The organism is Idiomarina rhizosphaerae, assembly GCF_024159085.1.
GTDB classification, from domain to species: domain Bacteria; phylum Pseudomonadota; class Gammaproteobacteria; order Enterobacterales; family Alteromonadaceae; genus Idiomarina; species Idiomarina rhizosphaerae.
Window position 1 is genome coordinate 217,706 of the sequence record NZ_JAMZDE010000007.1, and the last position, 25,608, is coordinate 243,313.

The following is a 25,608-nucleotide window of genomic DNA, read 5'->3' on the forward strand; positions in this document are numbered from 1 at the left end:
CACTTTACGTTAACGTAAACTTCCTCTAAGCTTAGATCTTAGGACAACCAAAAAGCAAGTACCGATGAACAATAAAGTGACCTACAGTATTGGCGAACTGGCAAAAGAATTTGACATTACCACCCGCAGCATTCGTTTTTATGAGGACGAAGGCTTGCTTTCCCCCAGACGCCAGGGGCAACAGCGCATATATACCAACAAAGACCGGGTTCGTTTAAAGCTGATTCTACGCGGCAAACGACTCGGTTTTTCACTGGCCGAAACCCGCCGTTTGTTCGAACTTTACGACGCGGATAATAGCAGTGCGGCCCAGCTCGAAAAGGTACTTGAGCTGGTCAGTGAGAAAAAACACTCACTCAAACAACAAATGGAAGATATTAATGTGTTACTGACCGAACTCAGTGGTCTGGAGCAACGTTGTCAGGACGAGCTCGAGAGCATTCAGTCGTCAGTTTCAGAAGTTCATTCTCAGGAGTCGTTATGATCAGTCAATATACCACCTTTAACTTCGGTCTCGGCGAAACAGCCGACATGATCCGTGAACAAGTTAATGCTTTCGCGCGTGACGAAATAGCCCCACGCGCCGCCGAAATTGATGAAAAAAATGAATTTCCCGGCGATTTATGGCAAAAGCTTGGCGACATGGGTCTGCTTGGCTTAACCGTTGCTGAAGAATATGGTGGTTCCGGTATGGGCTACCTTGAACATGTTATTGCTATGGAAGAAATTAGCCGCGCTTCTGCCTCTGTTGGCTTAAGCTATGGTGCTCATTCAAACCTCTGTGTGAACCAAATTCATCGCAACGGTAACGAAGAACAAAAACAAAAGTATTTGCCTAAACTATGCACCGGTGAGCACGTTGGTGCTTTAGCTATGAGTGAACCTAATGCCGGTTCTGATGTAGTCAGCATGAAATTACGTGCAGAGAAGAAAGGCGACAAGTACATTCTGAACGGCAATAAAATGTGGATCACTAATGGGCCGGAAGCCAATGTCTTCGTAATTTACGCTAAAACCGAACCCGAGAAGAACTCACGGGGCATTACGGCCTTTATCGTTGAAAAAGACACACCAGGATTCAGCCAGGCGCAAAAACTCGACAAACTGGGCATGCGCGGCTCAAACACCTGTGAACTGGTCTTCGAAGACGTCGAAGTCCCCGAAGAAAACATTCTGGGAGAGCTAAACGAAGGTGTTAAAGTGTTGATGAGTGGTCTTGATTACGAGCGCGCTGTTCTTGCTGCGGGCCCTTTAGGTATTATGCAGGCCTGCCTTGATACTTGCGTACCTTATATTCATGATCGTAAACAGTTCGGTAAAGAGATCGGCGAATTCCAGCTAATTCAGGGCAAAGTTGCTGATATGTACACTCGCACTAATGCGGCGCGTGCCTATGTTTACGCAGTGGCTCAATCTTGCGATCGTGGCGAAACTACACGTAAAGATGCCGCCGGAGCGATTCTATACGCAGCAGAATTGGCGACTCAACTGGCACTGGATGCTATTCAGTTATTAGGCGGTAACGGCTACATTAACGAATACCCTACAGGACGTCTGCTACGTGACGCTAAGCTTTACGAAATTGGCGCTGGTACGTCGGAAATTCGCCGTATGCTCATTGGTCGCGAACTGTTCACTGAATCCAAATAATAAGGAGGCAACGCCGTGGCGATTTTATCCAGTAAAATCAACACCCGCGATGCACAATTTGCGGCTAATAGCGAGTCTATGCAGGGCGTAGTTAATGACCTGCAGGAAAAAGCGGCGAAGATTCATCAAGGTGGCGGCCCTAAGTATCAGGAGCGCCATTTGTCCCGGGGTAAATTATTGCCCCGCGACCGTATTAACAAACTGCTGGACGCGGGTTCGCCGTTTCTGGAAATAGGTCAATTTGCGGCCTGGGAATGTTACGAAGACTACGTTCCCTCAGCTGGTGTGGTTGCCGGTATTGGTCAAGTTGAAGGCACCGAGTGCATGATCATCGCCAACGACGCCACAGTGAAAGGCGGCACTTATTACCCATTGACCGTTAAAAAACACCTGCGCGCTCAGGAAATTGCCGAGCGTTGCCACCTGCCCTGTATTTACCTGGTGGACTCCGGCGGCGCTAACCTGCCCCGTCAGGATGAAGTCTTCCCGGACAAGGAACACTTTGGTCGCATCTTTTTCAATCAGGCAAATATGTCAGCCAAAGGCATTCCACAAATTGCGGTGGTTATGGGCCTGTGTACCGCAGGCGGTGCTTACGTACCGGCTATGGCCGATGAAAGCGTCATTGTAAAAGATCAAGGCACTATTTTCCTTGCGGGTCCGCCATTAGTTAAAGCGGCAACGGGCGAAGAAGTTTCAGCCGAAGAGCTTGGCGGTGCCGACGTGCATACACGCATTTCCGGTGTTGCAGATCATTTTGCTCACAACGACGAACACGCTTTAGCCTTAGCGCGTCGCTCAGTAGCCCGCCTTAACCGCGGTGAACCAACTAAGCTCGACCGCCAACCAGCCAAACCACCGCGTTACGATGCAAAAGAGCTGTACGGCATTGTCGGTACCGACCTGCGTAAACCTTATGACGTTCATGAAGTCATTGCGCGCATTGTTGATGACTCAGACTTTGACGAATTTAAAGCTAACTATGGTAATACACTGGTGACTGGATTTGCCCGCATTGACGGTTATCCGGTTGGCATTGTGGCCAACAACGGCATTCTATTTTCTGAGTCTGCGCAAAAAGGCGCTCACTTTATTGAGCTTTGTGCCCAGCGCAAGATTCCACTGGTGTTTCTGCAAAACATTACCGGCTTTATGGTCGGTAAAAAATACGAGGCCGAAGGTATTGCTAAGCACGGTGCGAAAATGGTTATGGCCGTTTCCTGTGCCAAAGTACCTAAGTTTACCGTATTAATTGGCGGTAGCTACGGCGCCGGTAACTACGGCATGTGTGGCCGTGCGTATGATCCAACTATGATGTTCATGTGGCCGAATGCCCGTATCTCGGTCATGGGTGGCGAGCAGGCAGCCGGTGTTATGGCACAGGTAACTAAAGACAATTTAGCGCGCAAAGGCGAAAGCTTAAGTGAAAAGAAAGAACAAGAACTGAAAAAGCCTATTGTTGAGCAGTACGATAAACAGGGGCACCCCTATTATGCCTCAGCCCGCTTATGGGACGATGGCATTATTGACCCGGCACAAACGCGCGAAGTTCTGGCATTAAGCCTTGCCGCTTCATTGAATGCACCGATTGAAGACAGCCGCTTCGGCGTCTTCCGCATGTAATCGGAGGTTATTAATAATGGCGAAATACACAAAGCTTGATATTAACGACCAGGGCGTTGCCACGCTGACATTAAACCGGCCTGACGTTCACAACGCGTTTGATGACGTGATGATTGCAGAACTGCTACAGGCGTTAAAAGAAGTCGAAGAGAATACGAAAGCGAGAGTGTTGGTGCTTCGTTCAGAGGGTAAAAACTTCTCTGCCGGTGCGGATCTTAACTGGATGCGCTCCATGGCCGATAAAAACTACCAACAAAACGTTGATGATGCTGGTGAGCTTGGTTTGCTAATGGAGCGTCTGGATTTGCTCAGCAAGCCCAGCATAGCCTTGGTACAAGGTGCAGCTTTTGGCGGTGCTGTAGGCCTTGCCGCTTGCTGTGACATTGTCCTGGCGCAGCCGCGTAGCAGCTTCTGCCTGAGTGAAGTCAAAATTGGGCTTATTCCTGCGGTTATCAGCCCTTATGTTGTGCGTACTATTGGCGAGCGTCAGTCGCGTCGCTATATGCTCACCGCCGAGCGTTTTTTTGCCGATAAAGCACTGGAGCTAGGCCTGGTCAACGAGGTTGTTGAAGACTTTGAAGAGCCCTTGAGCAAATTACTAGAAGCTCTTTTAGCGAATAGTCCACAAGCGGTAGACGCCTGTAAGCAACTGATTCGCAACGTGGGTTCACGTCCAATTGATAAAAACGTCCGTGAACACACTATTAAAGCCATTGCCGAAATTCGCGTGTCGGAAGAAGGTCAGGAAGGACTCAGTGCGTTTCTTGAAAAACGCCCCGCCGCCTGGCTTAAACAGAGTTAACAACAGGTCTCATTATGATCAAAACATTATTGATTGCGAACCGTGGTGAAATTGCCTGTCGTATCATTGCCACAGCTAAAAAAATTGGAATTCGCACCGTAGCGGTATTCTCCGATGCCGACCGTAATTCACGCCACGTTAAGCTGGCAGATCAGGCTGTACATATTGGCCCTGCAGCGAGCACGGACAGTTACCTGCGTGCGGATAAAATTATCGCCGCCGCTAAACAAACCGGTGCCGAAGCCATTCATCCCGGTTATGGTTTTCTTTCAGAGAACGAAGATTTTGCCGACCAATGTCAGGCTAACAATATTATCTTTGTTGGCCCGCCGGTATCGTCCATTGCCGCTATGGGCTCTAAGAGCGCGGCGAAATCTATTATGCAGGACGCCGGCGTACCATTGGTTCCGGGTTACCATGGTAGCGAACAGGATATTGAAACGCTAAAAGCAGAAGCCGAAAAAGTTGGCTTCCCATTACTGCTGAAAGCCGCGTACGGCGGTGGTGGTAAAGGTATGCGCGTAGTTGAAAATATGGGCGAATTTAATGAAGCTCTGAATTCGGCGAAACGCGAAGCTAAGTCCTCTTTCGGTAACGATAAAATGCTGATGGAGCGTTTTATTCGTAACCCCCGTCACGTGGAAATTCAGGTGTTTACCGATGAACACGGTAACGCCGTTTATCTGGCAGAACGGGACTGTTCGGTGCAGCGCCGTCACCAGAAGGTGCTTGAAGAGGCCCCTGCTCCGGCATTGACTGAAAAGACTCGCACAGAAATGGGCGAAGCTGCCATTCGTGCCGCCCAGGCGATAGATTACGTTGGTGCAGGCACGGTTGAGTTTCTGTTTGACCAAAGTGGCGAATTCTATTTCATGGAAATGAACACCCGCTTACAGGTTGAGCATCCGGTTACGGAAATGATCACAGGTCAGGATTTAGTCGAATGGCAGTTACTTGTCGCTTCCGGTCAGCCGCTTCCTCTGGCACAGAATGACATTCAGGTAAACGGTCACGCATTCGAAGCACGGATTTACGCCGAAGACCCGGACAACGATTTCTTACCTTGCACTGGTACCATTAAGCATTTACGTACGCCTGCAGAAGAAAACGGCATCCGCATTGACACTGGTATTGAAGAAGGCGACGAGATATCTGCTTTCTATGACCCAATGATAGCGAAGCTGATTGTCTGGGATACCGACCGTACCCGTGCTCTGCTGCGTCTGCAAAAGGCTTTGCGTGAATACCGTTTAACCGGGTTAACAACTAACGTCGACTTTTTGCATCGTTTGGCTTCGCATCCTGAGTTTGTGAAAACTAACCTGACAACCGAATTTATCCAGCAACATCAGGAGGAGCTGCAACCAGATAGCTCGGTAAATTATCAGCAAATTGCGACTGAAGCGGCTTTGTTTGATATTTGTCAGCGCCAACAGCAACGTGGCAGTTCACCATGGCAAAGTGGTAATGCGTTTAGAATGAACTCAGCGGCAACACATACGGTTCCACTGCAATTTGGCGAAGAAACCTACTCTATTTCACTAATAGAAACCGCTAACGGAGAGTTCCTGCAGCAAGTTGATGAAGAAAGCATACAATGGCAGACGTCTTTAACCGACGACAAACTCACGTTGACTGCCGGCAGTATGCGTTATCATCGTTATGTCAGTGCCGACGACCAGCAAATTACGGTATTCACCGATAACGGCCCTATGACTTTCCATCGACACCGCGTGGCTGATACGCTGTCGGATGAAGCGGCCCACGGTGGTCACGTTGCGCCAATGAACGGTACCATTATGGAAGTGCTGGTTAAAAAAGGCGATACAGTCAAAAAAGATCAGCCGCTTGTCATTATGGAAGCCATGAAAATGGAATACACCATTAAAGCAGGCCATGAAGGTGAAGTCACCGACGTCTTTTTCGCCGCAGGAGATTTGGTCAGCGACGGCGATGAACTGCTTGCAGTGAGCGAAGACGAATAATAAAAAATAATCAGAAGTGATCAGGAGTGACTATGGCAATTGCAGAACAGATAAAAATCGTCGAAGTTGGCCCTCGTGACGGCTTACAAAATGAAACAGCTGTTTCTGTTGACGCCAAAGTTGCCTTAATAGAAGCGCTGGCAGAAGCCGGCGTTTCTTACATTGAAAGTGCCAGCTTTGTCAGCCCCAAATGGGTGCCACAAATGGCCGACAGCACTGCTGTTATGGAACAGATTAAACGTCGTCCAGGAGTTACTTACGCCGGTCTAACGCCAAATTTGAAAGGTTTTGAAGCTGCAGTTGCAGCCAATATGGACGAAGTAGCAGTGTTCGGTGCGGCATCGGAAGCTTTTGCCCAAAAGAATATTAACTGCAGTATCGACGAGTCGCTGGAGCGTTTTAAACCAGTTATTGCCGCAGCTAAAGAAAAAGGCATTCCCGTCAGAGGCTATGTTTCCTGCGTTTTGGGTTGCCCGTATCAGGGTGAGGTTCCGGTAGAAAATGTTGTTAAAGTTGCAGAAGCCTTGTATCAAATGGGCTGTTATGAAATATCACTGGGTGACACCATAGGCGTCGGTACGCCTTTAAAAGCTCAGGAAATGCTTGCCGCCGTTGCAGAGAAAGTCCCCATGGACAAACTGGCGCTGCATTTTCACAATACATACGGACAAGCTTTGGCCAATATCATAGCCTGCCTTCCACTGGGTGTTGCTACCATTGATTCAGCCGTAGCTGGCCTGGGTGGCTGCCCATACGCTAAAGGCGCCAGTGGCAATGTCGCCACCGAAGATGTGGTTTACATGTTAAATGGTATGGGCATAAAAACCGGTATTGACCTGAACAAGTTAATCGCAGCCGGAGCCGATATTTGTCAGCATTTAGCGCATGGCCCTCGCTCTCAGGTCGCAATAGCAGAATTGGCAAAAGCTTAATTAGCAAAATAAGGGGATTAAAATGACTTCAGAAGCTTTATGGCAACCGTCAGCAGATACCATTGCTAATGCCCGCATGACTGATTTCCTGCAACAGGTGAATAAAGAAAAAGACGTAGCGCTGGCCAATTATCACGACCTTTATCAATGGTCCGTCGACAACGACGAAAGTTTCTGGTCTATGGTATGGGATTACTTTGATGTTATTGGTGAAAAAGGCTCGACGATAGTCACCGATAAAGAAAAAATGCCCGGTGCTCAATGGTTCCCTGACGCCAGCCTAAATTTTGCCGAAAACCTGTTGCGTCATAAAGACGACCATATTGCTCTAATTTTTCGCGGTGAGAATGGCACACGCCAACAGCTAACTTATGCCGAACTTAACCACGAAGTTGCCGCTTTTGCCGAAGGCTTACGCCAACGCGGAGTTGAGGCCGGTGACCGTGTTGCAGCCATGATGCCTAACTGCATAGAAACCATAATTGGTATGCTGGCAACCACCAGTATCGGCGCTATCTGGTCGTCTTGCTCGCCGGACTTTGGCGTTCAGGGCGTACTTGACCGTTTCGGTCAGATAGAGCCTAAAGTTCTGATTACTGTTGATGGTTATTTTTATAACGGCAAAAACCTCAACATAAAAAACAAAACCGCCGATATCATTAAACAAATTCCAAGCATTGAAGCCACGGTGTTGGTTAATTTCAGCCAGCAGAAAGACCGCATTGAAGGCGACAAAGTGTTTTCATGGAGTGATTTTGGCGACGCTGATAAGACCCAAATAGATTTTGCTCCACGCAACTTTAACGACCCGCTCTATATTATGTTTTCATCAGGTACCACGGGCGTCCCAAAATGCATTGTTCATGGTACGGGCGGTACTTTATTGCAGCACTTGAAAGAGCACGGGCTGCATACCGATTTAGACCGTGACGACAATCTGTTTTACTTCACCACCTGCGGCTGGATGATGTGGAATTGGCTGGTCAGTGGTCTGGCTGTGGGCGCAACCTTAACCTTATTCGACGGTTCGCCTTTTGCACCTAAACCTGAGTTTTTATGGGACGTGACTGACGAAGAAGGCATTACCGTATTTGGTACCAGCGCCAAATATTTAGCCGCACTTGAAAAAGAAGGCGTTAAACCGCGAGAAAGTCATAACCTGGAAAAGTTGCGTAGCATCTTAACCACGGGGTCGGTACTACCGCCAGAAAGCTTTGACTACGTTTACCGCGAGATTAAAAAAGACCTGTGTCTCTCCTCAATATCAGGCGGTACGGACATTGTCTCCTGCTTTGCCCTTGGCTGCCCTATTCTGCCGGTTTACCGGGGCGAATTACAATGTCGGGGCCTTGGTTTAGCCGTTAACGTTTATGACGAGAACGGAAAGCCAGTTAAAGGCGAAAAAGGCGAGTTGGTGTGTGAAAACTCATTCCCCTGCATGCCCGTAAGCTTCTGGAACGACGAGAATGGCGAGCGTTACTTTAATGCCTATTTCGACCGCTTCGAAAATACCTGGGCACATGGCGACTTTGCCGAGCTGACCGAGCACGACGGCGTTATTATTTATGGTCGTTCCGATGCCGTTCTTAACCCGGGCGGCGTACGCATTGGCACTGCGGAAATTTACCGTCAGGTAGAAAAGGTTGATGAAGTGCTGGAAAGTATTGCTGTCGGTCAGCAATACGAAGATGACGAGCGCGTCGTTCTTTTTGTAAAGCTAAGAGACGGCATAAAGCTTAGCGATGAACTTCGTCAAACCATTGCCAAAACCATTCGGGCCAACGCGACTCCACGGCACGTGCCTGCTGTAATTTTGCAGGTTGACGACATACCCCGTACTATAAGCGGTAAGATAGTCGAATTAGCGGTACGTAATGTGGTTCACGGCGAGCCTGTGAAAAACACGGATGCTCTGGCAAACCCAGAGGCACTGGATTACTTCCGTGATAGAGAGGAGTTGCGTTAATCCATGATGTTCCTGCACGGATCACGGCAGGCTGTTATAGCAGCCCTTGTTGGTTTGGTCATTACTGTTACCGCTTTTAGCTATTTGCGTTATCAGGAAAATCAAGTTGTCCACGATGCCCTGGAAGCCGAAACTTATAACTTGCAACGCGACATTCGACAAAGCCTGGTCTCCCATTTATTTGTCGCTGAATTGTTAGCTCGCGAGTGGGAACGTAGTGATCTTTCAATAGAGGAACGCTGGCAGGAAAATGCGGATATCGTCACTTTGTACTATCAGAATGTACAAGGCATCACCTGGCTCAATGATGAGCTGGATATTGAGCTTATCTACCCTCAAAACGAACAACCCGAACTACTGGGAACCCCTTTTGCTAAAACTCCATTATTAGAAAAACTGAAGACTTCTGAAGGCAACCGTCACGCAATGATGGGAGCCGCCGGAAATTTGGGGCGTATTAGCAGCGACATAGCTATTTTTGTCCGCGTAGAGCAAGAACAAACCCACGGCTTTCTGGGTTTTGTGATAAGCCTGCAAAGCCTGTTTAATAATGTCGTACGCAGTAACATCAGTGAAGGTTTCCAGCTCAGTGTACGCAGTGACAACGACATACTGTATCAATTTGCCGGCGATACTTCATTACGCAAAGAATGGTCACATTTTCATTCACTACAATTGGTAGGAAATAGCTGGGAGCTTTCGGTCTGGCCAACCGCTGGTCATCTGGAACAACTCCGTGGTGGAATTTCAGTAGCCGCTTTAATCGCCGGTTTACTCGTAACCGGTATGCTGACTTTTGTCCTTTATATTTTAGGCCAAAGTCGTTTTAAAGCACAGCAACTGGCTGACTCCAATATTGAGCTTTATAGTGAAATTGATGAACGCGAGCGCATTGAAAAACAGATGGCTTACCTTGCAGAACATGATTCTCTCACCGGCCTTGTAAACCGAAATGCGCTAAAACGTATTCTGGGTGAGTGGCTGGAAACCGAATCACCGCATAAAAAAGCCGCTTTGTTGTTTATCGATTTAGATAGGTTTAAAGAAGTCAATGATGCGCTGGGTCATACGGTTGGTGACGAATTGCTACGCCGGGTTGCGCGACGCATTACAAAATTAGCACCTAAAGGTAGCGTTCTGGCAAGAGCCGGCGGTGATGAGTTTTTGCTGGCAATAGCAAAGCCTGATAGTCGTGAAAGTGTTATCAAACTGTCGGAACAACTTCTCCAGGCGCTCGATACGCACTTTTTCGTGGACGTCTATGAGCTCTTTATTAGCGCCTCTATTGGGGTCACTTTTGCGGATGATGCCGATTTTAACGCTGAGTACTTTATTCGTAACGCAGACACAGCGCTATATCAGGCAAAAGAACATGGTCGCAATACCTATAAAGTTTACGATAAAGCCATTCACCGCGATTTGACCAAAAAACTGGAGCTCGTTAAACGGCTGCGCCACGCGGTTTCTAAGCAGCAACTAACGGTTTATTACCAACCTAAAGTTGAGCTCGGTAGCCGCCGTATCAGTGGTTTAGAGGCTCTGGTTCGCTGGGTTGATGACGATGGCAGTATCATTCCTCCGGATGAGTTTATTCCACTGGCTGAAGATACCGGTCTCATTATTCCAATATCGGAATACGTGATGGAAGAAGCCTTCCTACAATTAAAGCAATGGCACGAACTTGGCTTCGAAGAATTGAGCATTGCCATCAATATCTCAGGAAAGCAGCTACACTTAGCTGATTTGGTCGATGACATTATGGAGCGGGTGAACGAAGCGCAGATACCGCCAAACAAAGTAGAACTCGAGCTAACTGAACAAGTGTTTATTGAAAACATTCAGTCCCATACCCGTTTTATGCATTCGGTGCGTGAACAGGGAATGTCACTGGCTATAGACGACTTTGGTGTGGGCTATTCGTCATTGTCATATTTGAAGAATTTTCCGGTTACTTCGTTAAAAATAGATCGCTCTTTTGTCAGAGATTTACCACACAACGAAGACGACGCAACCATTACCCAGACCATTATTAGTCTGGCGCGCAATTTAAATCTGCAACTGGTTGCCGAGGGTATTGAAACCGAAGAACAAGTCGAATTTTTATTACAACGTGAATGCAGTACCGGACAAGGCTTTCTTTTCAGTAAACCGGTTCCGGCGCGGCAAATCACTGAACTATTACAGCAGTATAAAGGGCTTATCCCTATCCAGATAGCCTGAATATAGCGGAGGTTAACGTGGAACGCGAAAGCATGGAATTTGATGTCGTCATAGTTGGTGCAGGCCCGTCAGGGCTGGCAACCGCCTGTCGACTCGGCCAACTCGCACAGGAAAATGAGCAAGAACTCATGATATGCGTGGTTGAAAAAGGCGCTGATATTGGCGCTCATATTTTATCCGGCGCGGTGTTCGAACCACGAGCCCTGAATGAGCTTTTCCCTGACTGGAAAGATCGCGGCGCTCCGCTCAATACCGAAGTTACCGGCGATGATGTTTTATTGCTAAAAGACGAGAATAACCACAGTCGCCTGCCGGACTTTAGTGTCCCTAAAACCTTCCATAATAAAGGCAACTACATTGCCAGTATGGGTAACCTGTGCCGCTGGATGGCAGAACAGGCTGAGCAACTGGGCATCGAAATATTCCCTGGCTTTGCGGCCTCTGAAATTCTGTATAACGACGATGGCAGTGTTGCTGGCATTCAAACCGGTGACATGGGCGTTGCTAAAGATGGTAGCGAAAAAGACGGCTATATGCCGGGAATGGAACTGCGTGCTAAATACACCTTATTCGCAGAAGGTTGTCGCGGTCATTTAGGCAAAGAGCTGATTAGCAAGTTTGAACTGGATAAAGACAGCACCCCGCAACATTACGGTTTAGGCTTTAAAGAAATTTGGGATGTACCGGAAGACATGCACGAGCCCGGAAAAGTGGTTCATACCGCGGGCTGGCCACTAACCGACAGTGACGCCACTGGCGGCGGTTATCTTTATCATGCCGAAGACGGGCAAGTGTACTTAGGCCTTATTGTGGATCTTAACTACGCTAACCCTTACCTGAATCCATTTCAGGAGTTTCAGCGGTTCAAAACCCACCCGGCTATTAAGCAAGTTATAGAAAATGGTAAACGGGTGTCCTACGGCGCGCGTGCTATAGCTAAAGGTGGCTATTATTCGCTACCGAAAATGACCTTCCCCGGCGGTTTGTTGGTTGGCTGTAACGCAGGCACCTTAAACTTTGCCAAAATTAAAGGAAACCATACCGCTATGAAATCGGGTATGGTTGCTGCTGAATGTGTATTTGAACAGCTAAAAAATGGTAAAGCCAACGACGACATTACCAGCTACAAAGAGGCGTTTGAAAAGTCCTGGGTATTTGATGAATTGTATCGCTCACGCAATTTCGGTGGTGCTGTGCATAAATTAGGCACAATACTCGGCGGCGCTTACAATATGGTCGATCAAAATTGGTTTGGCGGTAAATTACCTTTTAAATTTAAAGAGTGGACGCCAGACTATAAAGCAACAGGTAAAGCCGAAAACTATACGGAAATCGACTATCCAAAAGCTGATAATAAACTGACATTTGACCGTCTGTCATCGGTATTTTTGTCGAATACTAATCACGCAGAAGATCAACCCTGCCATTTAAAACTCAGTGACGCTAATATTCCATTAGAAGTCAATTTACCGAAGTTTGCAGAACCTGCACAACGTTATTGCCCCGCCGGGGTTTATGAGGTTATAGAAGAAGACGGCAAACAAGTTTTTCAAATTAACGCGCAAAACTGCATACATTGTAAAACTTGTGATATTAAAGATCCCAGCCAAAATATTACCTGGGTTGTACCTGAAGGTGGCGGCGGACCTACCTACCCTAATATGTAAACACTTCGTAAAATTAATAACAAAAAACACCAAAGCATGTTAAATGTTTTGGTGTTTTTTCGTTTTAGGAACTGAAAATTATAAATTTTTAGAATTATCAAGTCGTAAAATGCACTTTTAAACGAGACCTATAAAAGCAGTAAAAAGAAAGCAGCATTGATAGTAATTATAAATAATTGTTAATAAATAACGCTAGACGGTGGATTTAATCCACCATTTCTATTTCTATGCACTTATTTAATAGAAAGAAGTTTCAACTTAAACTGTAATAACAGCTATAATGAAAACAAACCAATATTTAAGCAATCAAATAAGGTAAGCAAAAAATGAGTGAATTCATTAACATTCTTCGTCACGAACGCCGTTTAAAAGCAGCATTAAAAGAACTGGATTTAAATGAACTGGAAAGTGTTAAAGCTAAATTTGATTCGGTAATTTCTCAGCGTCGTGAAGAGGAAGCTGAAAAGCAACGTCAGAACGAAGCAAAGCAGAAAAAAATTGAAGAATTTAAAAGCGCGATGGCCGATGCCGGCATTGAATTGTCCGATATATTAGAGCAAGAGCTGGGTGGCGAACCTATCGCTAAAACCACTCGTAAAAAACGAGCGCCTAAGCCTCCTAAGTACGAATACACCGACGAAAACGGCGAAAAACAAACCTGGACCGGCCAGGGCCGCATGCCTAAAGCCATGAAAACAGCTGTCGATAATGGCAAATCATTAGAAGCATTTCTAATTAAATAGCGTTAATCAAGCGTAATCTCTGCCAATAATAAAGAGTAGAGATTACGCTTTTTGTTGAACAATAGGCTCAGCTTGATTAGGCTATAGAAAATTCAAACTGGCAAGGATCGACATTGCGCTATCGTTTCATAGCATTCGTATTAACGCCATTATTCGGCCTTTCTGCCTGTAGCATCTTACCTCAGATGTCAGGAGGCTTTAATCAGATCGACTCAGGTGATGTTGAAGTTTATCGTGGTGACAACAAGCCCTCGCGTGCATACGAGTTGATAAGTATTGTAAATGGTGAAAGCTGCCAGCGAAAATTTAGAGGCGCAGAAGCGTCGGCGAACGATGCCGTTCAAGCTCTGCGGGAAGACGCTGCCCGGTTTAAAGCTCATGCCATTATCGGCGCTCAGTGCTTTTCTTTTAAACCCGAAGCCGACTCCATCTGTTACAGTGAAGTCAGCTGCGTGGGTCGTGCTATTCAATGGCGTGATTAATGACCCTGTTTTAAGGTAACGTCACCAACGCCAACTTCAACCTTGATTCTGACAGAGCCGTTACCCCGATAACTTGACTCAGATGTCACAATCATTCTGTCTTCCTGAGTATTGCCGAAGTTCTTTAAACTGGTATCGCCAACTCCTACCGATGCTTCTACTTGCTTGTAGTCGCCCTTCGCCAAATTCAAGGATACATCACCAACACCTAAATCAACTTTTAAGTCGTTGAATGGTACGTCACCTTCAATCTGCCCAACACCCAGATCAATCTCCAACAACTTGCTACGCGGCACGGACACTATCCAATGTTGTGACATATCGTCATCGGGTGTTGCCGAAATTTCCAGACGATTCCCTTCCCGCTCGCCTTTTATAATCACTTTATCGAGCTCACCGCCACTGGCAAACCAGCCGTCATCATCCGACTCTACACGAAGCTCAATTCCGACAGTATCACCGTCGGTTACACTTAACTCAACCGTTCCCACCGTTGCGTCTAAATGAATTTCTGTATCACTGCTAACGATATAGCTACTGCTTAACGTGCGTTCACTTTCGGCAGAAAACGCGGCTGTACTTACTGTAACTAAACCAATAAAACCTAAAGTTAAAGGCCAAATTTTGTGTTTCATCATTTTTCTTTTCCTATTGTTATTAAAACGATTCATGCCAACCCCTAAAGAACTAAAAGTTGCTTATGCCTAGCTTTTGCAACGCTTGTGCCAAAAATAAAAAATCATTAATAATCAATTATTTAAATAAAAATCTTTTTTAGAGGTTAGTGAATTCACAAACAATGTGGTCAAATTGGCTACCACAGTTCTGTGGTATTCACTAACGGAGTCAGAATGAGAAGCCAGCAACAACTAACCCCCATCGCTATCATTCGTACGCCTTTTCCCGAAAAGTTTAGTGTTCCCCGGCAACCCGGTCTGGCTCCCTCTGCATTAGCTCAGGTTGAGTTAGTTGGAAATTACCAGCACACGCAAGCCATAGAGGGTATAGAGCAGTTCTCTCATCTTTGGCTAACCTTCGAGTTTCATCAGCACAGTTCGTGGCAGGAGCGCGTTCGTCCGCCACGGCTTGGCGGTAATGAACAGCTGGGCGTCTTTGCCACACGCTCACCCTTCCGGCCGAACCAACTAGGCTTATCTGTGGTTGAGTTAGTTGCAGTAGAAACCGAACCTAAGGTGGTGTTGACGGTGCGCGGAGCGGACTTAGTGGATAACACCCCTATTGTTGATATAAAGCCTTATATTCCCTACGTCGACGCCATTAGTGACGCTCGTGCGGGATTTGCTCAGCAGAAGCCGGAAGAAAACTTAAAGGTGCAATTTTTGGAAGCTGCGGAGTCGACTCTTAACATGGAGTCAGAGCGTACTCCTGAGCTTAAAATATTGATTACTGAGGTACTCAGACAGGATCCCAGACCGGCTTACCACAAGTCACAGGAAAACCAGAGAAATTACGGCACAGCACTTTTGAACTACAATATTCGCTGGTATGTACAACAAAACACCGTTTTTGTTGAAGAAATCTCGTTAAAACAGCTGTAAAAGGCTTTTGGGCTGAGTCAGACACTGCTAAACTTCGCTCTAATTTTTGACTACTATAACTTGCAGAGATGCCGGACTATGCGCAGCAGCAAATATTTATTATCAACGCTTAAAGAGACACCTTCTGATGCTGAGATCGTGAGTCATCAGCTGATGTTGCGGGCAGGTATGATCCGTAAAGTCGCCGCCGGGTTATACACCTGGACGCCAACCGGTTTGCGTGTACTGCGCAAAGTTGAAAACGTTGTGCGCGAGGAAATGGAAGCCATTAACGCATTGGAAATTTTAATGCCAATGGTACAACCCGCCGATCTTTGGCAGGAATCAGGACGCTGGGACGACTACGGCCCGGAATTACTGCGTATTAAAGACCGTAACCAACGTGACTTTTTACTGGGGCCAACCCACGAAGAAATTATCAGTGAACTGATGCGCAAAGAAGTCAGCAGTTATAAACAACTGCCATTAACTTTGTTCCAAATCCAGACTAAGTTCCGTGACGAGATCCGCCCTCGTTTTGGTGTTATGCGTGCGCGCGAATTTATGATGAAAGACGCCTATTCTTTCCATTTGACCGACGAGTCTCTGCAGAAAACGTACGACGATATGTATCAGGCCTACTGCCGTATTTTCGAGCGTCTTGGTTTAGATTATCGTCCGGTTATAGCCGATACAGGCTCAATTGGCGGAAGTCATTCGCATGAGTTTCATGTGCTGGCAAGCTCCGGTGAGGACGCCATAGCGTTTTCTGACTCTTCAGATTACGCCGCGAACGTGGAAATGGCAGAAGCACTACCTCCTGTCGGTGAACGCCCTGCTCCGAATCAGAAAGTAGAAAAGCATAAAGTACAGGGCGACGAACTGGCCTCTGTATTACAGCCTTTATCCGTAGAAAGCCAGCAGGCAACCAAGTCGGTCATTGTTAAAGCAGCGGACGACATTGATTCAGAATACGTTCAGCTTGTGCTTCGCGCTGACCATGAACTGAACACAGTAAAAGCCGAGAAACTGGCTCAGGTTGCGGCTCCACTGGAAATACTGACTGAAACAGAGAAAGCCACCGGCGTAGAAGCCCCTTACATTGGCGTTGTAAACGCGAAATTGCCTTTGTTAGTTGACAGCAGTGCAGCGCACCTTGCCGATTTTGCCTGTGGTGCCAATGAAAATGGTCAGTGGCTAACCGGTGTTAATTGGAAACGTGACACGGGTGATTTCAGCATCGTGGATATTCGCAACGTGGTTGCCGGTGACCCAAGCCCTTGTGGTCAGGGCAAAGTCAAAATTGCTCGCGGTATTGAAGTTGGTCATATTTTCCAGCTGGGCAAAAAGTACAGCGACGCGATGAAAGTTGGTGTGTTGTCTGAAAGCGGTAAACACGAAACTTTAACCATGGGCTGCTATGGTATAGGTGTTTCGCGCATAGTCGCTGCTGCCATAGAGCAAAATAACGACGAGCGCGGTATTTGCTGGCCGGAAGCTTTAGCACCTTTCCAGGTTGTTATTGTACCAATGAATATGCACAAGTCAGCACGGGTACAGGAAGCCGCTGAGAAGCTTTATACCGACTTGAAGGCTCAAGGTATCGATGTGCTGTTTGATGACCGTAAGGAACGCCCTGGGGTGATGTTTACCGACATGGAGCTCATAGGCATTCCTCATCAAGTCGTGGTTGGTGAGCGTAACCTTGATGAAAACCAGGTTGAGTACCAAAGCCGTAAAGGTGGAGAAAAGCAGAAAATTAACTTAGATGACTGCATTAGCTTCATACAGCAACAACTCTAACTGACGCTATTAATAAAAAGGCCTGACAGCAAAAACTGTCAGGCCTTTTTTGTCTTGAACCGTTTGAACAGAAAAAAGCTTAAGACTCCTGACCCGCCAAAGGCTCAATGTAGTGTAAATGCATATCCCATGGGAAATGGATCCAGGTGTCCTGATCTAAATCAGCGACATAGTCATCGACCATTTCCATACCACTGGGTTTTGCGTACACCGTTACAAACTTAGCTTTCGGCAATCTCTCCCGCAGAAACTTCAGAGTATTGCCGGTATCCACTAAATCATCAACGACCAGGAAACCTTCGCCGTCTTCCGTTGCCGTTACGTCTTTCATTACCTGCAAGTCGTCACGCTGTTCGGTGTGATCATATGAACTGACAGCAACACAGTCGACAACTCGGATATTAAGCTCGCGTGACACAATTGCCGCCGGAACCAAACCACCACGGCTAACCGCAATAATACCTTTATACTGCTCCGCCGGTAATTGGCGACGCGCTAGTTCACGCGTTGCACGGTGCAACTCTTCCCATGATACAAAAAACTCGCGGTTTGAATGCCATCCCATAATTTCGTTACCCTAACCAAATAAATTTAGCGACAAAAAGTGCGCCCAAGAAAACGACGCTTGGTGTTAAATCCTGATAGCGTCCGCCCAGTAATTTCACCACAACGTAACTAATAAAACCTAGTGCAATGCCGTCGGCTATCGAAAATGTCAGTGGCGTCATCAATAAAACCACTGTTACCGGCGCAGCCTCAGTAATGTCGTCCCATTCTACGTCTTTCAGCGTAAACAGCATTAACACCGCAACGTAAATAATTGCACCTGCGGTTGCGTAAGCAGGGATCATACCAGCCAACGGTGCAAAGAACATGGCCAATAAAAATAAAATACCAACAACCACCGCGGCAAGCCCGGTTTTACCACCTGATGCAACTCCTGCGGCTGACTCAATATAGCTGGTGGTGGTTGAGGTGCCCAGCATAGACCCGGCAACGGTTGCCGTGCTGTCTGCCATTAATGCTTTATTCAAGCGAGGCATTTCTCCATTGGCTTTTGCCAGCCCGGCTTTTTGCGCCACCGCCAGTAAAGTGCCGGACGTATCAAACAGGTCCACAAACAAGAAAGCAAAAATAACCGACAACATGCCTATATCAAAAGCCGCCGCTAAATCCATTTGCATAAAGGTTGGCAGCAAGCTCGGTGGTGCAGACACAATACCATTGTATTCAACCAGTCCGGTTGCCCAGGCAATAACGGTTACCAACAAAATACTGATTAAAGCCGCGCCCTGCACTTGTCGCGCAACTAACCCAATAATGAGAAAGAAGCCCGCTGCTGCGAGCAATACTGAAGGCTCAGACAAAGAGCCTAAAGTCACCATGGTGTCGTCGTTTGCCACAATAATATTCGCATTCTGCAAACCAATTAACGCCAGAAAAGCCCCAATACCCGCGGCAATAGCCAAACGCAATGTGGTTGGAATGGACTTTATTATCCATTCACGAACACGCAAAGCCGACAGCAGGAAAAACAAACAACCGGAAAAGAACACCGCTCCAAGAGCCGTCTGCCAGGTGTAGCCCATGCTAAAAACAACGGTGTAGGTAAAAAAAGCGTTTAGCCCCATACCCGGCGCCAATGCCACCGGATAGTTTGCCCACAGCCCCATGACCAGACAGCCAATAGCTGCAGCCAGACAGGTAGCGACAAATACGGCGCCGTAATCCATACCGGTTTCACTTAAAATGGACGGATTAACGAAGATAATGTAAGCCATAGTTAAAAAGGTTGTGAGCCCGCCAATAACCTCTGACTTAACCGAACTACCACTAGCTTTAATTGAAAACAGCTTTTCCAGCATGAGAAACCTTGAAAGTTTGGCGTTGTGGTTAAAGGGCAGGTATTTTATCCTAACCGCCGTAGAATTTGTTGCTCACTTTTTATTTTTTAACAGGACACTAAATTTATCATGCCAACCGTTTACTTTGTTGATGCCGATGGTAACCAATTTGAAGCTACTGTCGATGCAGGAACCAACGTTATGGAAGCCGCTGTCGAAAACTTTATTGACGGCATTATTGGCGAATGCGGCGGCGTTATGTCGTGCGCAACCTGCCATTGTTACGTACCACCTGAGTGGCAAAGCAAGATTCCTGCTCCTTCAGAGCAGGAAGAAGACATGATAGATATGGTTTTAGACCCGCAGGACAATAGCCGCTTAAGCTGTCAGATAGAAATAACTGACGAATTAGACGGCCTGGTTGTGCACATGCCAAAAACTCAGTTCTAAATAAGCCTGAAATTAATTTACGGCTGCCACCGGCATAAGAACTTCGTCGTGGTAGCCGGTAATAACCCGAATAGTGCCTGAGAGTTCTCGGTCTAGTTCCGAATCGCCGGTATCGACTCGTAGTGGTTTGTTATTCAGTGCCTGCAACTTAGTTTTAGTGGCAACCACCCAAATGTTCTCTTTACCAATATGCCGAATAACCCGTGGACTTAATTGCTGATTTCCACGACCAAATAAATGCCCCTGCCCGCCAATTAAGGTTATCACCAGTTTAATGGTTCCGGTTTCGTGCTGAGCCACTGCTTCATATAAACGGCTCTCGGTTACGTCGCTGGCTAGCAGGTTATTCTGCTGGACTAAATCGACACCGAGCAAGGTGTTCTCATGCCCCATGGACTGCATAATAGCTTCTACTGTAGAGCCAGACCCCATGACTAAAAGTTCGTCGTCAGTGCGCTCTGTTACTTCAGCAGCAATATCATCCAGTACCATCTCGTCACTTTCTTTGCCGCCCATTTTTACCGCCTGAACATATTCAAGTTCGGCCGGTACCGACATTTCACCAAAACGCCGGGCTTTTACTGTACCTTTTCTGAAAGCTTCTTCATCAATATCCATTACGTCGGCATTGTGAATGCTGGATAACTCGCCCTGCAGGATCTTCTCAATAACCCGCCCGGCACCGGTTGGACTAATAGCATAAACACCCGAATGAATTTTAACGCCGGCCGGTATACCCAAAACTAACTGTTGTTCGGGAACTACCTGATAAATATCGCGCGCAGTACCGTCACCGCCGGCGAATAAAAGAATATCGACCTTATGAGTCACAATTTCAGATACGGCTTTTTTTGTGTCTTCTGGTGAGGATGGGGTTTCAGCAGCTTTGTAGACCGAGTCAAATGAAAAACCCAGAGCTTTGAGGCTATCAGCCCCCATTTCATTGTCGGCAGTTACAAAATGAAGTTGCTGCTTGTATGGTTGCAAAAGTTCTAATGCGGTTTCAGCTCGTTTGGCGGCTTTTCTCTCAGCCCCGGCCGCTAATGCTTTTTCCCGAATATCGGCGCCATCGCTTCCCTTTAAAGCTAAGGCGCCGCCAATACCCGCATACGGGTTAATAATAAAACCAACGGTTAATCTACTACTCGTTTCCATTACTACTCGTCATCAGCCTCATCTTCTATTGCTTCACCGGCATTTTGCAAGTCGCGGCCAGCGCCTTCTATTGTTTCACAAGCGCTTAACCCCAGTATTGCAACGGTTACTAACAATGCTCTTAAAAACATAGATAACTCCTTATCAAAGACTACAATTAACTGACTGACCATTTGGCCAGCTACAATTAAAGTCGTGACAGAGTGCTTTTGCAAACTTTGCAGCGCGTGGAGGTATTGTATTTTCTTCCAGTAAACGGTTTAACTGCGCAGCCACTTTCGCAGTAAATGCCTGCCTGTCTACCTCAACACCATTTAAATTATCCACACTTACCTGAAATGGAAAACCACAACATAAAGAAAATAGCCACTCCAACGCCTGTGGTTTTTCCTCAACCTGCTCAAAGGACTTTTGCTGGGCTTCGTTGCGCCCGTCCGGTTCGTACCAATAACCATAATCAAACTGCTTTCTGCGCGCTTCACCCGCTATACACCAATGCGCGGTTTCATGAAGTGCTGAGGCAAAAAAGCCATGAGCAAACACCACTTTATGCGGTTCATCGGCTTTTGTTGCTGGCTGATAATAAGGTTCATCGTCACCAGCAACCAATATTGTGTTGTAATCTTCGCTGAAACAGCGCTTAAAAATCTCAATTAAGCGTTCATAATGGTGTTTTGACGTCTGACTCATATTCGCTTAGCGACTAATATCCGGTGTTTCAGTTTGCGCTGTTAAATTATGCGCACGCTGGCGTAACCAATGGTCGGCTAAAACCAGGCTGGTCATAGCTTCAACAATAGGTACCGCACGTATACCAACACAAGGATCATGGCGGCCTTTGGTCACTATAGCCTGCTCATTGCCCCAGCGGTCAATTGTACGTCCGCTAATGGCAATACTTGAGGTTGGTTTCAGTGCGATATCGGCAAAAATCGGCTGGCCACTGCTAATGCCACCTAAGACTCCGCCCGCATGGTTCGATAAGAAACCGTCCGGCGTCATTTCATCACGGTGTTCGCTGCCACGCTGGCTTACCACCTCGAAACCATCGCCAACACTCACCGCTTTTACCGCATTAATGCTCATCAGTGCTTTGGCTAAATCAGCATCCAGCCTGTCAAAGACAGGTTCGCCCCAGCCCGGTGGCACACCGGTAGCCTGCACCCGAATTTTAGCGCCAATTGAATCGCCCTCTTTTTTCAACTGACGAATAAGCTCCTGCATATCTTCAACGGCATTGGCGTCACCGCAGAACAATTCATTCTCGCGTACCTGCTGCCAGTCAATGTTACTAGCCACAACATGGCCCATTTGCGTTAATGCTGCCTGAACCTGTATGCCCTGCTGCCGCAACAACTTGTCGGCTATAGCGCCAGCGGCTACCCGCATTGCGGTTTCACGCGCTGAAGAGCGCCCACCACCGCGATAATCACGTACACCGTACTTGTGTTGGTAGGTGTAATCGGCATGGCCAGGCCGGAAAGTATCTTTTATGTCAGAGTAATCCTGACTGCGCTGATCGGTGTTTTCAATCAGCAAACCAATGGAAGTACCGGTTGTGACGCCTTCAAATACCCCAGAGAGGATCTTAACTTGATCGGCCTCACGACGTGCCGTGGTATAGCGATTTTGCCCCGGTTTGCGCCGGTCTAAGGCTTGTTGTAAATCGGCTTCGGTTAACTCTAAACCTGCAGGACAACCGTCAACAACGGCACCCAACGAAGGTCCGTGGCTTTCACCAAAGGTGGTGACTTTGAATAACTGCCCAAAACTGTTTCCTGGCATTAGCTGGCCTTAGTTTCCCGTTGTTTATGTTCAATTAGTTGTTGTTTTGTCAGTAAGAATACCCCGTCGCCGCCATTAGCAAACTCAAGCCAGATAAAAGGCGTTTGCGGGTATTTCTGAGCCAGCGCCGGCATGGAATTACCCACCTCACAGACCAACAGACCGCCTTCGTTTAATAAATCCGGCGCCTGCAACAGCATTTTATCCACCAAAACTAAGCCATCATCACCGGCGGCTAACCCCAGTTCCGGCTCGTGAAGATATTCCGGAGGTAAATCAGCCATGTCCTCAAAGTCCACATACGGCGGGTTGCTGACAATTAAGTCGTATTTTTCAGCTTTTACGGCGTCGAATAAGTCTGACTGAATAGGCGTAACCTGATGCGTTAAGCCGTGTTGCTCAATATTAAACTCTGCAACTTCCAGCGCTTCAGTCGAGATATCCAGCGCGTCGACTTCAGATTCAGGGAAAGCGTAAGCACAGGCTATGGCAATGCAGCCACCGCCGGTGCATAAATCTAAAATGCGTTTGGGTTGTTCTGCCAGCCAGGGCTGAAAGTCATTTTCAATAAGTTCAGCTATTGGTGAGCGCGGTACCAACACCCGTTCATCAACATAAAAAGGCAAACCAGCAAACCACGCCTGATGAGTCAAATACGCAGCCGGAATACGCTTTTCCACTCTCTGCTTGAGGAGTTCAGCAAACTCTTGCTTTTCCGAACTCAGCATCCGGCAGTGGCCCATATCGGCCAGCTGAGCGGTATTTAGCCGTAAGACATAACTTAATAACGCCCGTGTTTCATCAACCGGGTTGTTCGTGCCGTGACCATAATACACCTCCGCCTGGTTGAGCTGAGTTACGCTCCAGCGAGTAATGTCATCAATGCTAACTAACTCCTGAATGGCTTGTTCCAGATTACGCACTTGCAAAGGCTGTCTCCCGACCACTGAATGTTTTATACTGAATTAACTTAATGCCTTAAAGATACCTTAATTCAGCGCGGTTTTCATCAATCATGGTCGCAAACAAACGTAAGTCATCATCACTTTCTGAAGACGATATCGAGCTTTTTCGCGAAGCCGCAAAAGGTGCTGCCCGTATAAAGCAGGACAAACTTCCGCCGGAGCCGCCGAAAATTGCTGAATTACGGAAGCGCCGACAGTTATCGCAACACCCCAGTGCACAGCAAATTGCCGACGCCAGCCGCTCGGCCAGTCATTATTTTTCCGATGATTTTGAAGCCCATTTTGCTGATAGCCCGGTACGTTTTGCTGCGGAGGGTGAGTCTGGGTATTTGGTTAAGCAATTACGCCGGGGAGACTACACGCCCGAGTTGCTACTGGACTTACATGGTATGACATTAGCCACGGCACGTCAGGAGTTAGCGGCGTTATTACTGGCATGTGAGCGCGAACACATAGACTGTTGCTGCATTATGCACGGGCACGGCAGTGGTAAGTTAAAGCAGCAATTGCCCCACTGGTTAGTACAGCATCCGCATGTTCGGGCCTTTCATCAGGCCCCGCTGGAATGGGGCGGCGCAGCGTCGTTATTGGTACTGTTAAAAGTTGCGAGCTAGCAATTAGCCCGCACACCGTTCTGCTATTAACAGCTGCTGAAATTTACCGCGTAAGGTTTCCGGCGAAAAGTCGACAACCGCAATACCCGCTGTCGGAAAAATAGGAGGCTGCACGCTGGCATCCAGTTCATGCACTAAATAACTCACCAATGGCATGTGCGACACCAACACCACACTTTCATAGCCATGCTGCTGTATTTCTGCAGCAAGCCAACTGACAACCGAACCGGCATGACCATCGGGCGTAATGTCATCGCAATTTTGCTTCTGCCCGGTTTTCAGATGCGACAATAAGATAGAAGCCGTTTGCTGAGCCCGTATATATGGGCTGACATAAACACAGTCAACTTTCGGCTGTTTATCTATCAACCATTTCGCCGTGGTTGTAACTTCGTGTTCACCGTTAGTGGTTAAACGGCGCTCGCGATCGGAATAACTGCCCTGTGGGTAGTTTGCTTCACCATGACGCATGATATACAGCTTCATTCTGGCTTAGACTCCTCGGCCTGCGTTCGGCGATTTGTGTCAGGCCGGCCACCGGTAACCCGATTAGCCCGGCCAGACTCTTTAGCTTCTTCCGCACGACGTTTGCGTACGGCTTTTGGATCGGCAATTAGCGGACGATAAATCTCAATACGGTCACCGTCTCGCGGCTGTGCATCTAATTTCACCGTCTTATTCCAGATACCCACTTTTTGCTGTTCAAGATCAATTTCTGGAAACTGTTCGAATACGTCCGACATGCGTATGCACTCTTCCACCGTTGCGCCCTCTTGCGGATGCACCGTTAGCAGCACTTGCTTGTCAGGAGTAGCGTAAGCCACTTCAATAGTTAGTTTATTGCCCATGCTGGTTTCCATACACCTGCTCCGCCCTTTTTACAAAGGCATCGACCATACGGGAAGTCACTTCTCTAAATATTTTACCAAAGGCCATACCCAGCAAGCGACTGGAAAACTCAAAGTCCAGCTTAAGCTCAACTTTACAGGCGTCGTCGGCCAGTGGCGTAAATATCCAGCCACCGGTTAATTTTTTAAATGGCCCGTCTACCAGATCCATGTCTATACGTTCGGGTTCGTGCAACGTATTTCGGGTAGTAAAGGTTTTGCTGATACCCGCCTTGCTTATGTCTAACGCAGCCACTTTTTGTTGGCTGGACGACTCCAGTACCCGCGCATCAGCACATCCGGGCACAAACTCCGGGTAAGCTTCAACGTGGTTAACGAGGTCGAACATTTGTTTGGCGCTGTACGAAACTAAAGCACTTTTCTCGATACTCGGCATTTTTTTACCTACGACTAAAATCAACTGCGCAATAATAACGCAACCAGAAACGCTTTGAAGCCCTTAAAGCAATTTTCTTTTCAGTGCGCATAGGTATAAT

At 47.3% G+C, this 25,608-nt stretch carries 26 protein-coding genes; 15 read left to right on the forward strand and 11 right to left on the reverse strand.

Features of this window, described 5'->3' with window-relative positions; translation table 11 throughout:
• The first annotated feature begins 64 nt into the window (after nucleotides 1–64).
• The 11 genes from NJR55_RS08720 (at nucleotide 65) to rcsF (ending at nucleotide 14,070) form a co-directional block, all read left to right on the forward strand.
• Nucleotides 65–484 (forward strand): MerR family transcriptional regulator, encoded by a 420-nt coding sequence (locus NJR55_RS08720; protein ID WP_034820370.1) that lies wholly within the window; start codon nucleotides 65–67, stop codon nucleotides 482–484.
• A complete protein-coding gene (locus NJR55_RS08725) occupies nucleotides 481–1,650 on the forward strand; it encodes an isovaleryl-CoA dehydrogenase (protein WP_011234125.1) in 1,170 nt (389 codons plus the stop codon). Before NJR55_RS08720 ends, NJR55_RS08725 begins: the two co-directional genes overlap by 4 nt.
• A 15-nt stretch (nucleotides 1,651–1,665) precedes the next feature.
• Nucleotides 1,666–3,273, forward strand: coding sequence for a carboxyl transferase domain-containing protein (locus tag NJR55_RS08730; protein ID WP_253619602.1), 1,608 nt, complete (start codon nucleotides 1,666–1,668; stop codon nucleotides 3,271–3,273).
• A gap of 16 nt (nucleotides 3,274–3,289) precedes the next feature.
• Nucleotides 3,290–4,075, forward strand: a complete 786-nt coding sequence (locus NJR55_RS08735; protein WP_253619603.1) for an enoyl-CoA hydratase-related protein — start codon at nucleotides 3,290–3,292, stop codon at nucleotides 4,073–4,075.
• A gap of 14 nt (nucleotides 4,076–4,089) precedes the next feature.
• Complete coding sequence (locus NJR55_RS08740; protein WP_253619604.1) at nucleotides 4,090–6,060, forward strand: acetyl/propionyl/methylcrotonyl-CoA carboxylase subunit alpha; 1,971 nt, start codon at nucleotides 4,090–4,092, stop codon at nucleotides 6,058–6,060.
• A 32-nt stretch (nucleotides 6,061–6,092) separates the two neighbouring features.
• The gene (locus NJR55_RS08745) at nucleotides 6,093–6,992 is read left to right on the forward strand and encodes a hydroxymethylglutaryl-CoA lyase (protein ID WP_253619605.1); all 900 of its coding nucleotides are present in this window, start codon (nucleotides 6,093–6,095) and stop codon (nucleotides 6,990–6,992) included.
• Between the two features lie 22 nt (nucleotides 6,993–7,014).
• Nucleotides 7,015–8,958: an acetoacetate--CoA ligase gene (locus NJR55_RS08750; protein WP_253619606.1), complete on the forward strand. Its 1,944-nt coding sequence runs from the start codon at nucleotides 7,015–7,017 to the stop codon at nucleotides 8,956–8,958.
• 3 nt (nucleotides 8,959–8,961) lie between these two features.
• Nucleotides 8,962–11,178 carry a putative bifunctional diguanylate cyclase/phosphodiesterase gene (locus tag NJR55_RS08755; protein ID WP_253619607.1) on the forward strand — a complete coding sequence of 739 codons (2,217 nt, stop codon included), beginning with the start codon at nucleotides 8,962–8,964 and terminating at the stop codon, nucleotides 11,176–11,178.
• Nucleotides 11,179–11,195: 17 nt separating this feature from the next.
• Entirely contained in the window at nucleotides 11,196–12,845 is a 1,650-nt protein-coding gene (locus tag NJR55_RS08760) for an electron transfer flavoprotein-ubiquinone oxidoreductase (RefSeq protein WP_253619608.1), read from the forward strand.
• A 326-nt stretch (nucleotides 12,846–13,171) separates the two neighbouring features.
• Nucleotides 13,172–13,588 carry an H-NS family histone-like protein gene (locus NJR55_RS08765; protein ID WP_253619609.1) on the forward strand — a complete coding sequence of 139 codons (417 nt, stop codon included), beginning with the start codon at nucleotides 13,172–13,174 and terminating at the stop codon, nucleotides 13,586–13,588.
• Nucleotides 13,589–13,773: 185 nt separating this feature from the next.
• The gene (rcsF, locus tag NJR55_RS08770) at nucleotides 13,774–14,070 is read left to right on the forward strand and encodes an Rcs stress response system protein RcsF (protein WP_110012560.1); all 297 of its coding nucleotides are present in this window, start codon (nucleotides 13,774–13,776) and stop codon (nucleotides 14,068–14,070) included.
• Here rcsF and NJR55_RS08775 read toward each other — a convergent pair.
• On the reverse strand, nucleotides 14,067–14,708 hold the full coding sequence (locus NJR55_RS08775) for a hypothetical protein (protein ID WP_253619610.1): 642 nt from the start codon (nucleotides 14,706–14,708) through the stop codon (nucleotides 14,067–14,069). The two genes, rcsF and NJR55_RS08775, sit on opposite strands and share 4 nt — an antisense overlap.
• A 213-nt stretch (nucleotides 14,709–14,921) precedes the next feature.
• Between NJR55_RS08775 and tsaA the strand changes: the two genes are divergently transcribed.
• Both tsaA and NJR55_RS08785 read left to right on the forward strand, forming a co-directional pair.
• Nucleotides 14,922–15,629 carry a tRNA (N6-threonylcarbamoyladenosine(37)-N6)-methyltransferase TrmO gene (gene tsaA, locus NJR55_RS08780; RefSeq protein WP_253619611.1) on the forward strand — a complete coding sequence of 236 codons (708 nt, stop codon included), beginning with the start codon at nucleotides 14,922–14,924 and terminating at the stop codon, nucleotides 15,627–15,629.
• Nucleotides 15,630–15,707: 78 nt separating this feature from the next.
• A complete protein-coding gene (locus NJR55_RS08785; protein ID WP_253619612.1) occupies nucleotides 15,708–17,411 on the forward strand; it encodes a proline--tRNA ligase in 1,704 nt (567 codons plus the stop codon).
• 79 nt (nucleotides 17,412–17,490) lie between these two features.
• Here the strand turns inward: NJR55_RS08785 and gpt are convergent, their stop codons facing one another.
• Together gpt and NJR55_RS08795 are read right to left on the reverse strand one after the other, a co-directional pair.
• Nucleotides 17,491–17,976: a xanthine phosphoribosyltransferase gene (gpt, locus tag NJR55_RS08790; protein WP_253619613.1), complete on the reverse strand. Its 486-nt coding sequence runs from the start codon at nucleotides 17,974–17,976 to the stop codon at nucleotides 17,491–17,493.
• A gap of 7 nt (nucleotides 17,977–17,983) precedes the next feature.
• Nucleotides 17,984–19,276, reverse strand: coding sequence for an NCS2 family permease (locus tag NJR55_RS08795; protein ID WP_110012563.1), 1,293 nt, complete (start codon nucleotides 19,274–19,276; stop codon nucleotides 17,984–17,986).
• A gap of 108 nt (nucleotides 19,277–19,384) precedes the next feature.
• Here NJR55_RS08795 and NJR55_RS08800 point away from each other — a divergent pair, with 108 nt between their 5' ends.
• Nucleotides 19,385–19,705, forward strand: coding sequence for a 2Fe-2S iron-sulfur cluster-binding protein (locus NJR55_RS08800; RefSeq protein WP_253619614.1), 321 nt, complete (start codon nucleotides 19,385–19,387; stop codon nucleotides 19,703–19,705).
• A gap of 12 nt (nucleotides 19,706–19,717) precedes the next feature.
• Here the strand turns inward: NJR55_RS08800 and NJR55_RS08805 are convergent, their stop codons facing one another.
• From NJR55_RS08805 to prmB, 5 genes are read right to left on the reverse strand one after another with little or no spacing between them, the layout of a single operon-like run.
• Nucleotides 19,718–20,860 carry an ATP-NAD kinase family protein gene (locus tag NJR55_RS08805; protein WP_253619615.1) on the reverse strand — a complete coding sequence of 381 codons (1,143 nt, stop codon included), beginning with the start codon at nucleotides 20,858–20,860 and terminating at the stop codon, nucleotides 19,718–19,720.
• 2 nt (nucleotides 20,861–20,862) lie between these two features.
• Entirely contained in the window at nucleotides 20,863–20,991 is a 129-nt protein-coding gene (locus NJR55_RS08810; RefSeq protein WP_110012565.1) for an entericidin A/B family lipoprotein, read from the reverse strand.
• A gap of 13 nt (nucleotides 20,992–21,004) precedes the next feature.
• A complete protein-coding gene (locus tag NJR55_RS08815; RefSeq protein ID WP_253619616.1) occupies nucleotides 21,005–21,550 on the reverse strand; it encodes an elongation factor P hydroxylase in 546 nt (181 codons plus the stop codon).
• A gap of 6 nt (nucleotides 21,551–21,556) precedes the next feature.
• Nucleotides 21,557–22,645, reverse strand: a complete 1,089-nt coding sequence (aroC, locus tag NJR55_RS08820; protein WP_253619617.1) for a chorismate synthase — start codon at nucleotides 22,643–22,645, stop codon at nucleotides 21,557–21,559.
• Nucleotides 22,645–23,574 carry a 50S ribosomal protein L3 N(5)-glutamine methyltransferase gene (gene prmB, locus NJR55_RS08825; protein ID WP_253619618.1) on the reverse strand — a complete coding sequence of 310 codons (930 nt, stop codon included), beginning with the start codon at nucleotides 23,572–23,574 and terminating at the stop codon, nucleotides 22,645–22,647. The genes aroC and prmB overlap by 1 nt, the downstream gene beginning before the upstream one ends.
• Nucleotides 23,575–23,660: 86 nt before the next feature.
• On the opposite strand from prmB, the gene smrB reads away from it, so the two are divergent.
• Nucleotides 23,661–24,224 (forward strand): endonuclease SmrB, encoded by a 564-nt coding sequence (smrB, locus tag NJR55_RS08830; protein ID WP_253619619.1) that lies wholly within the window; start codon nucleotides 23,661–23,663, stop codon nucleotides 24,222–24,224.
• Nucleotides 24,225–24,227: 3 nt separating this feature from the next.
• Here smrB and sixA read toward each other — a convergent pair whose 3' ends face one another.
• The 3 genes from sixA to NJR55_RS08845 are packed head-to-tail and all read right to left on the reverse strand — an operon-like array spanning nucleotide 24,228 to nucleotide 25,508.
• The gene (gene sixA, locus NJR55_RS08835) at nucleotides 24,228–24,710 is read right to left on the reverse strand and encodes a phosphohistidine phosphatase SixA (protein ID WP_253619620.1); all 483 of its coding nucleotides are present in this window, start codon (nucleotides 24,708–24,710) and stop codon (nucleotides 24,228–24,230) included.
• Nucleotides 24,707–25,084, reverse strand: a complete 378-nt coding sequence (locus NJR55_RS08840; RefSeq protein ID WP_253619621.1) for an RnfH family protein — start codon at nucleotides 25,082–25,084, stop codon at nucleotides 24,707–24,709. Before NJR55_RS08840 ends, sixA begins: the two co-directional genes overlap by 4 nt.
• Nucleotides 25,062–25,508, reverse strand: a complete 447-nt coding sequence (locus NJR55_RS08845) for a type II toxin-antitoxin system RatA family toxin (RefSeq protein ID WP_253619622.1) — start codon at nucleotides 25,506–25,508, stop codon at nucleotides 25,062–25,064. Before NJR55_RS08845 ends, NJR55_RS08840 begins: the two co-directional genes overlap by 23 nt.
• Nucleotides 25,509–25,608: the final 100 nt, after the last annotated feature.

Bases quoted from the DNA above. Each gene is read 5' to 3' on its own strand.
- NJR55_RS08720 (WP_034820370.1), top strand. From the start codon at position 65: ATGAACAATAAAGTGACCTACAGTATTGGCGAACTGGCAAAAGAATTT.
- NJR55_RS08725 (WP_011234125.1), top strand. From the start codon at position 481: ATGATCAGTCAATATACCACCTTTAACTTCGGTCTCGGCGAAACAGCC.
- NJR55_RS08735 (WP_253619603.1), top strand. From the start codon at position 3,290: ATGGCGAAATACACAAAGCTTGATATTAACGACCAGGGCGTTGCCACG.
- NJR55_RS08740 (WP_253619604.1), top strand. From the start codon at position 4,090: ATGATCAAAACATTATTGATTGCGAACCGTGGTGAAATTGCCTGTCGT.
- NJR55_RS08745 (WP_253619605.1), top strand. From the start codon at position 6,093: ATGGCAATTGCAGAACAGATAAAAATCGTCGAAGTTGGCCCTCGTGAC.
- NJR55_RS08750 (WP_253619606.1), top strand. From the start codon at position 7,015: ATGACTTCAGAAGCTTTATGGCAACCGTCAGCAGATACCATTGCTAAT.
- NJR55_RS08755 (WP_253619607.1), top strand. From the start codon at position 8,962: ATGATGTTCCTGCACGGATCACGGCAGGCTGTTATAGCAGCCCTTGTT.
- NJR55_RS08765 (WP_253619609.1), top strand. From the start codon at position 13,172: ATGAGTGAATTCATTAACATTCTTCGTCACGAACGCCGTTTAAAAGCA.
- rcsF (WP_110012560.1), top strand. From the start codon at position 13,774: ATGTCAGGAGGCTTTAATCAGATCGACTCAGGTGATGTTGAAGTTTAT.
- NJR55_RS08775 (WP_253619610.1), bottom strand. From the start codon at position 14,708: ATGATGAAACACAAAATTTGGCCTTTAACTTTAGGTTTTATTGGTTTA.
- tsaA (WP_253619611.1), top strand. From the start codon at position 14,922: ATGAGAAGCCAGCAACAACTAACCCCCATCGCTATCATTCGTACGCCT.
- NJR55_RS08785 (WP_253619612.1), top strand. From the start codon at position 15,708: ATGCGCAGCAGCAAATATTTATTATCAACGCTTAAAGAGACACCTTCT.
- gpt (WP_253619613.1), bottom strand. From the start codon at position 17,976: ATGGGATGGCATTCAAACCGCGAGTTTTTTGTATCATGGGAAGAGTTG.
- NJR55_RS08795 (WP_110012563.1), bottom strand. From the start codon at position 19,276: ATGCTGGAAAAGCTGTTTTCAATTAAAGCTAGTGGTAGTTCGGTTAAG.
- NJR55_RS08800 (WP_253619614.1), top strand. From the start codon at position 19,385: ATGCCAACCGTTTACTTTGTTGATGCCGATGGTAACCAATTTGAAGCT.
- NJR55_RS08805 (WP_253619615.1), bottom strand. From the start codon at position 20,860: ATGGAAACGAGTAGTAGATTAACCGTTGGTTTTATTATTAACCCGTAT.
- NJR55_RS08810 (WP_110012565.1), bottom strand. From the start codon at position 20,991: ATGTTTTTAAGAGCATTGTTAGTAACCGTTGCAATACTGGGGTTAAGC.
- NJR55_RS08815 (WP_253619616.1), bottom strand. From the start codon at position 21,550: ATGAGTCAGACGTCAAAACACCATTATGAACGCTTAATTGAGATTTTT.
- aroC (WP_253619617.1), bottom strand. From the start codon at position 22,645: ATGCCAGGAAACAGTTTTGGGCAGTTATTCAAAGTCACCACCTTTGGT.
- smrB (WP_253619619.1), top strand. From the start codon at position 23,661: ATGGTCGCAAACAAACGTAAGTCATCATCACTTTCTGAAGACGATATC.
- sixA (WP_253619620.1), bottom strand. From the start codon at position 24,710: ATGAAGCTGTATATCATGCGTCATGGTGAAGCAAACTACCCACAGGGC.
- NJR55_RS08840 (WP_253619621.1), bottom strand. From the start codon at position 25,084: ATGGAAACCAGCATGGGCAATAAACTAACTATTGAAGTGGCTTACGCT.
- NJR55_RS08845 (WP_253619622.1), bottom strand. From the start codon at position 25,508: ATGCCGAGTATCGAGAAAAGTGCTTTAGTTTCGTACAGCGCCAAACAA.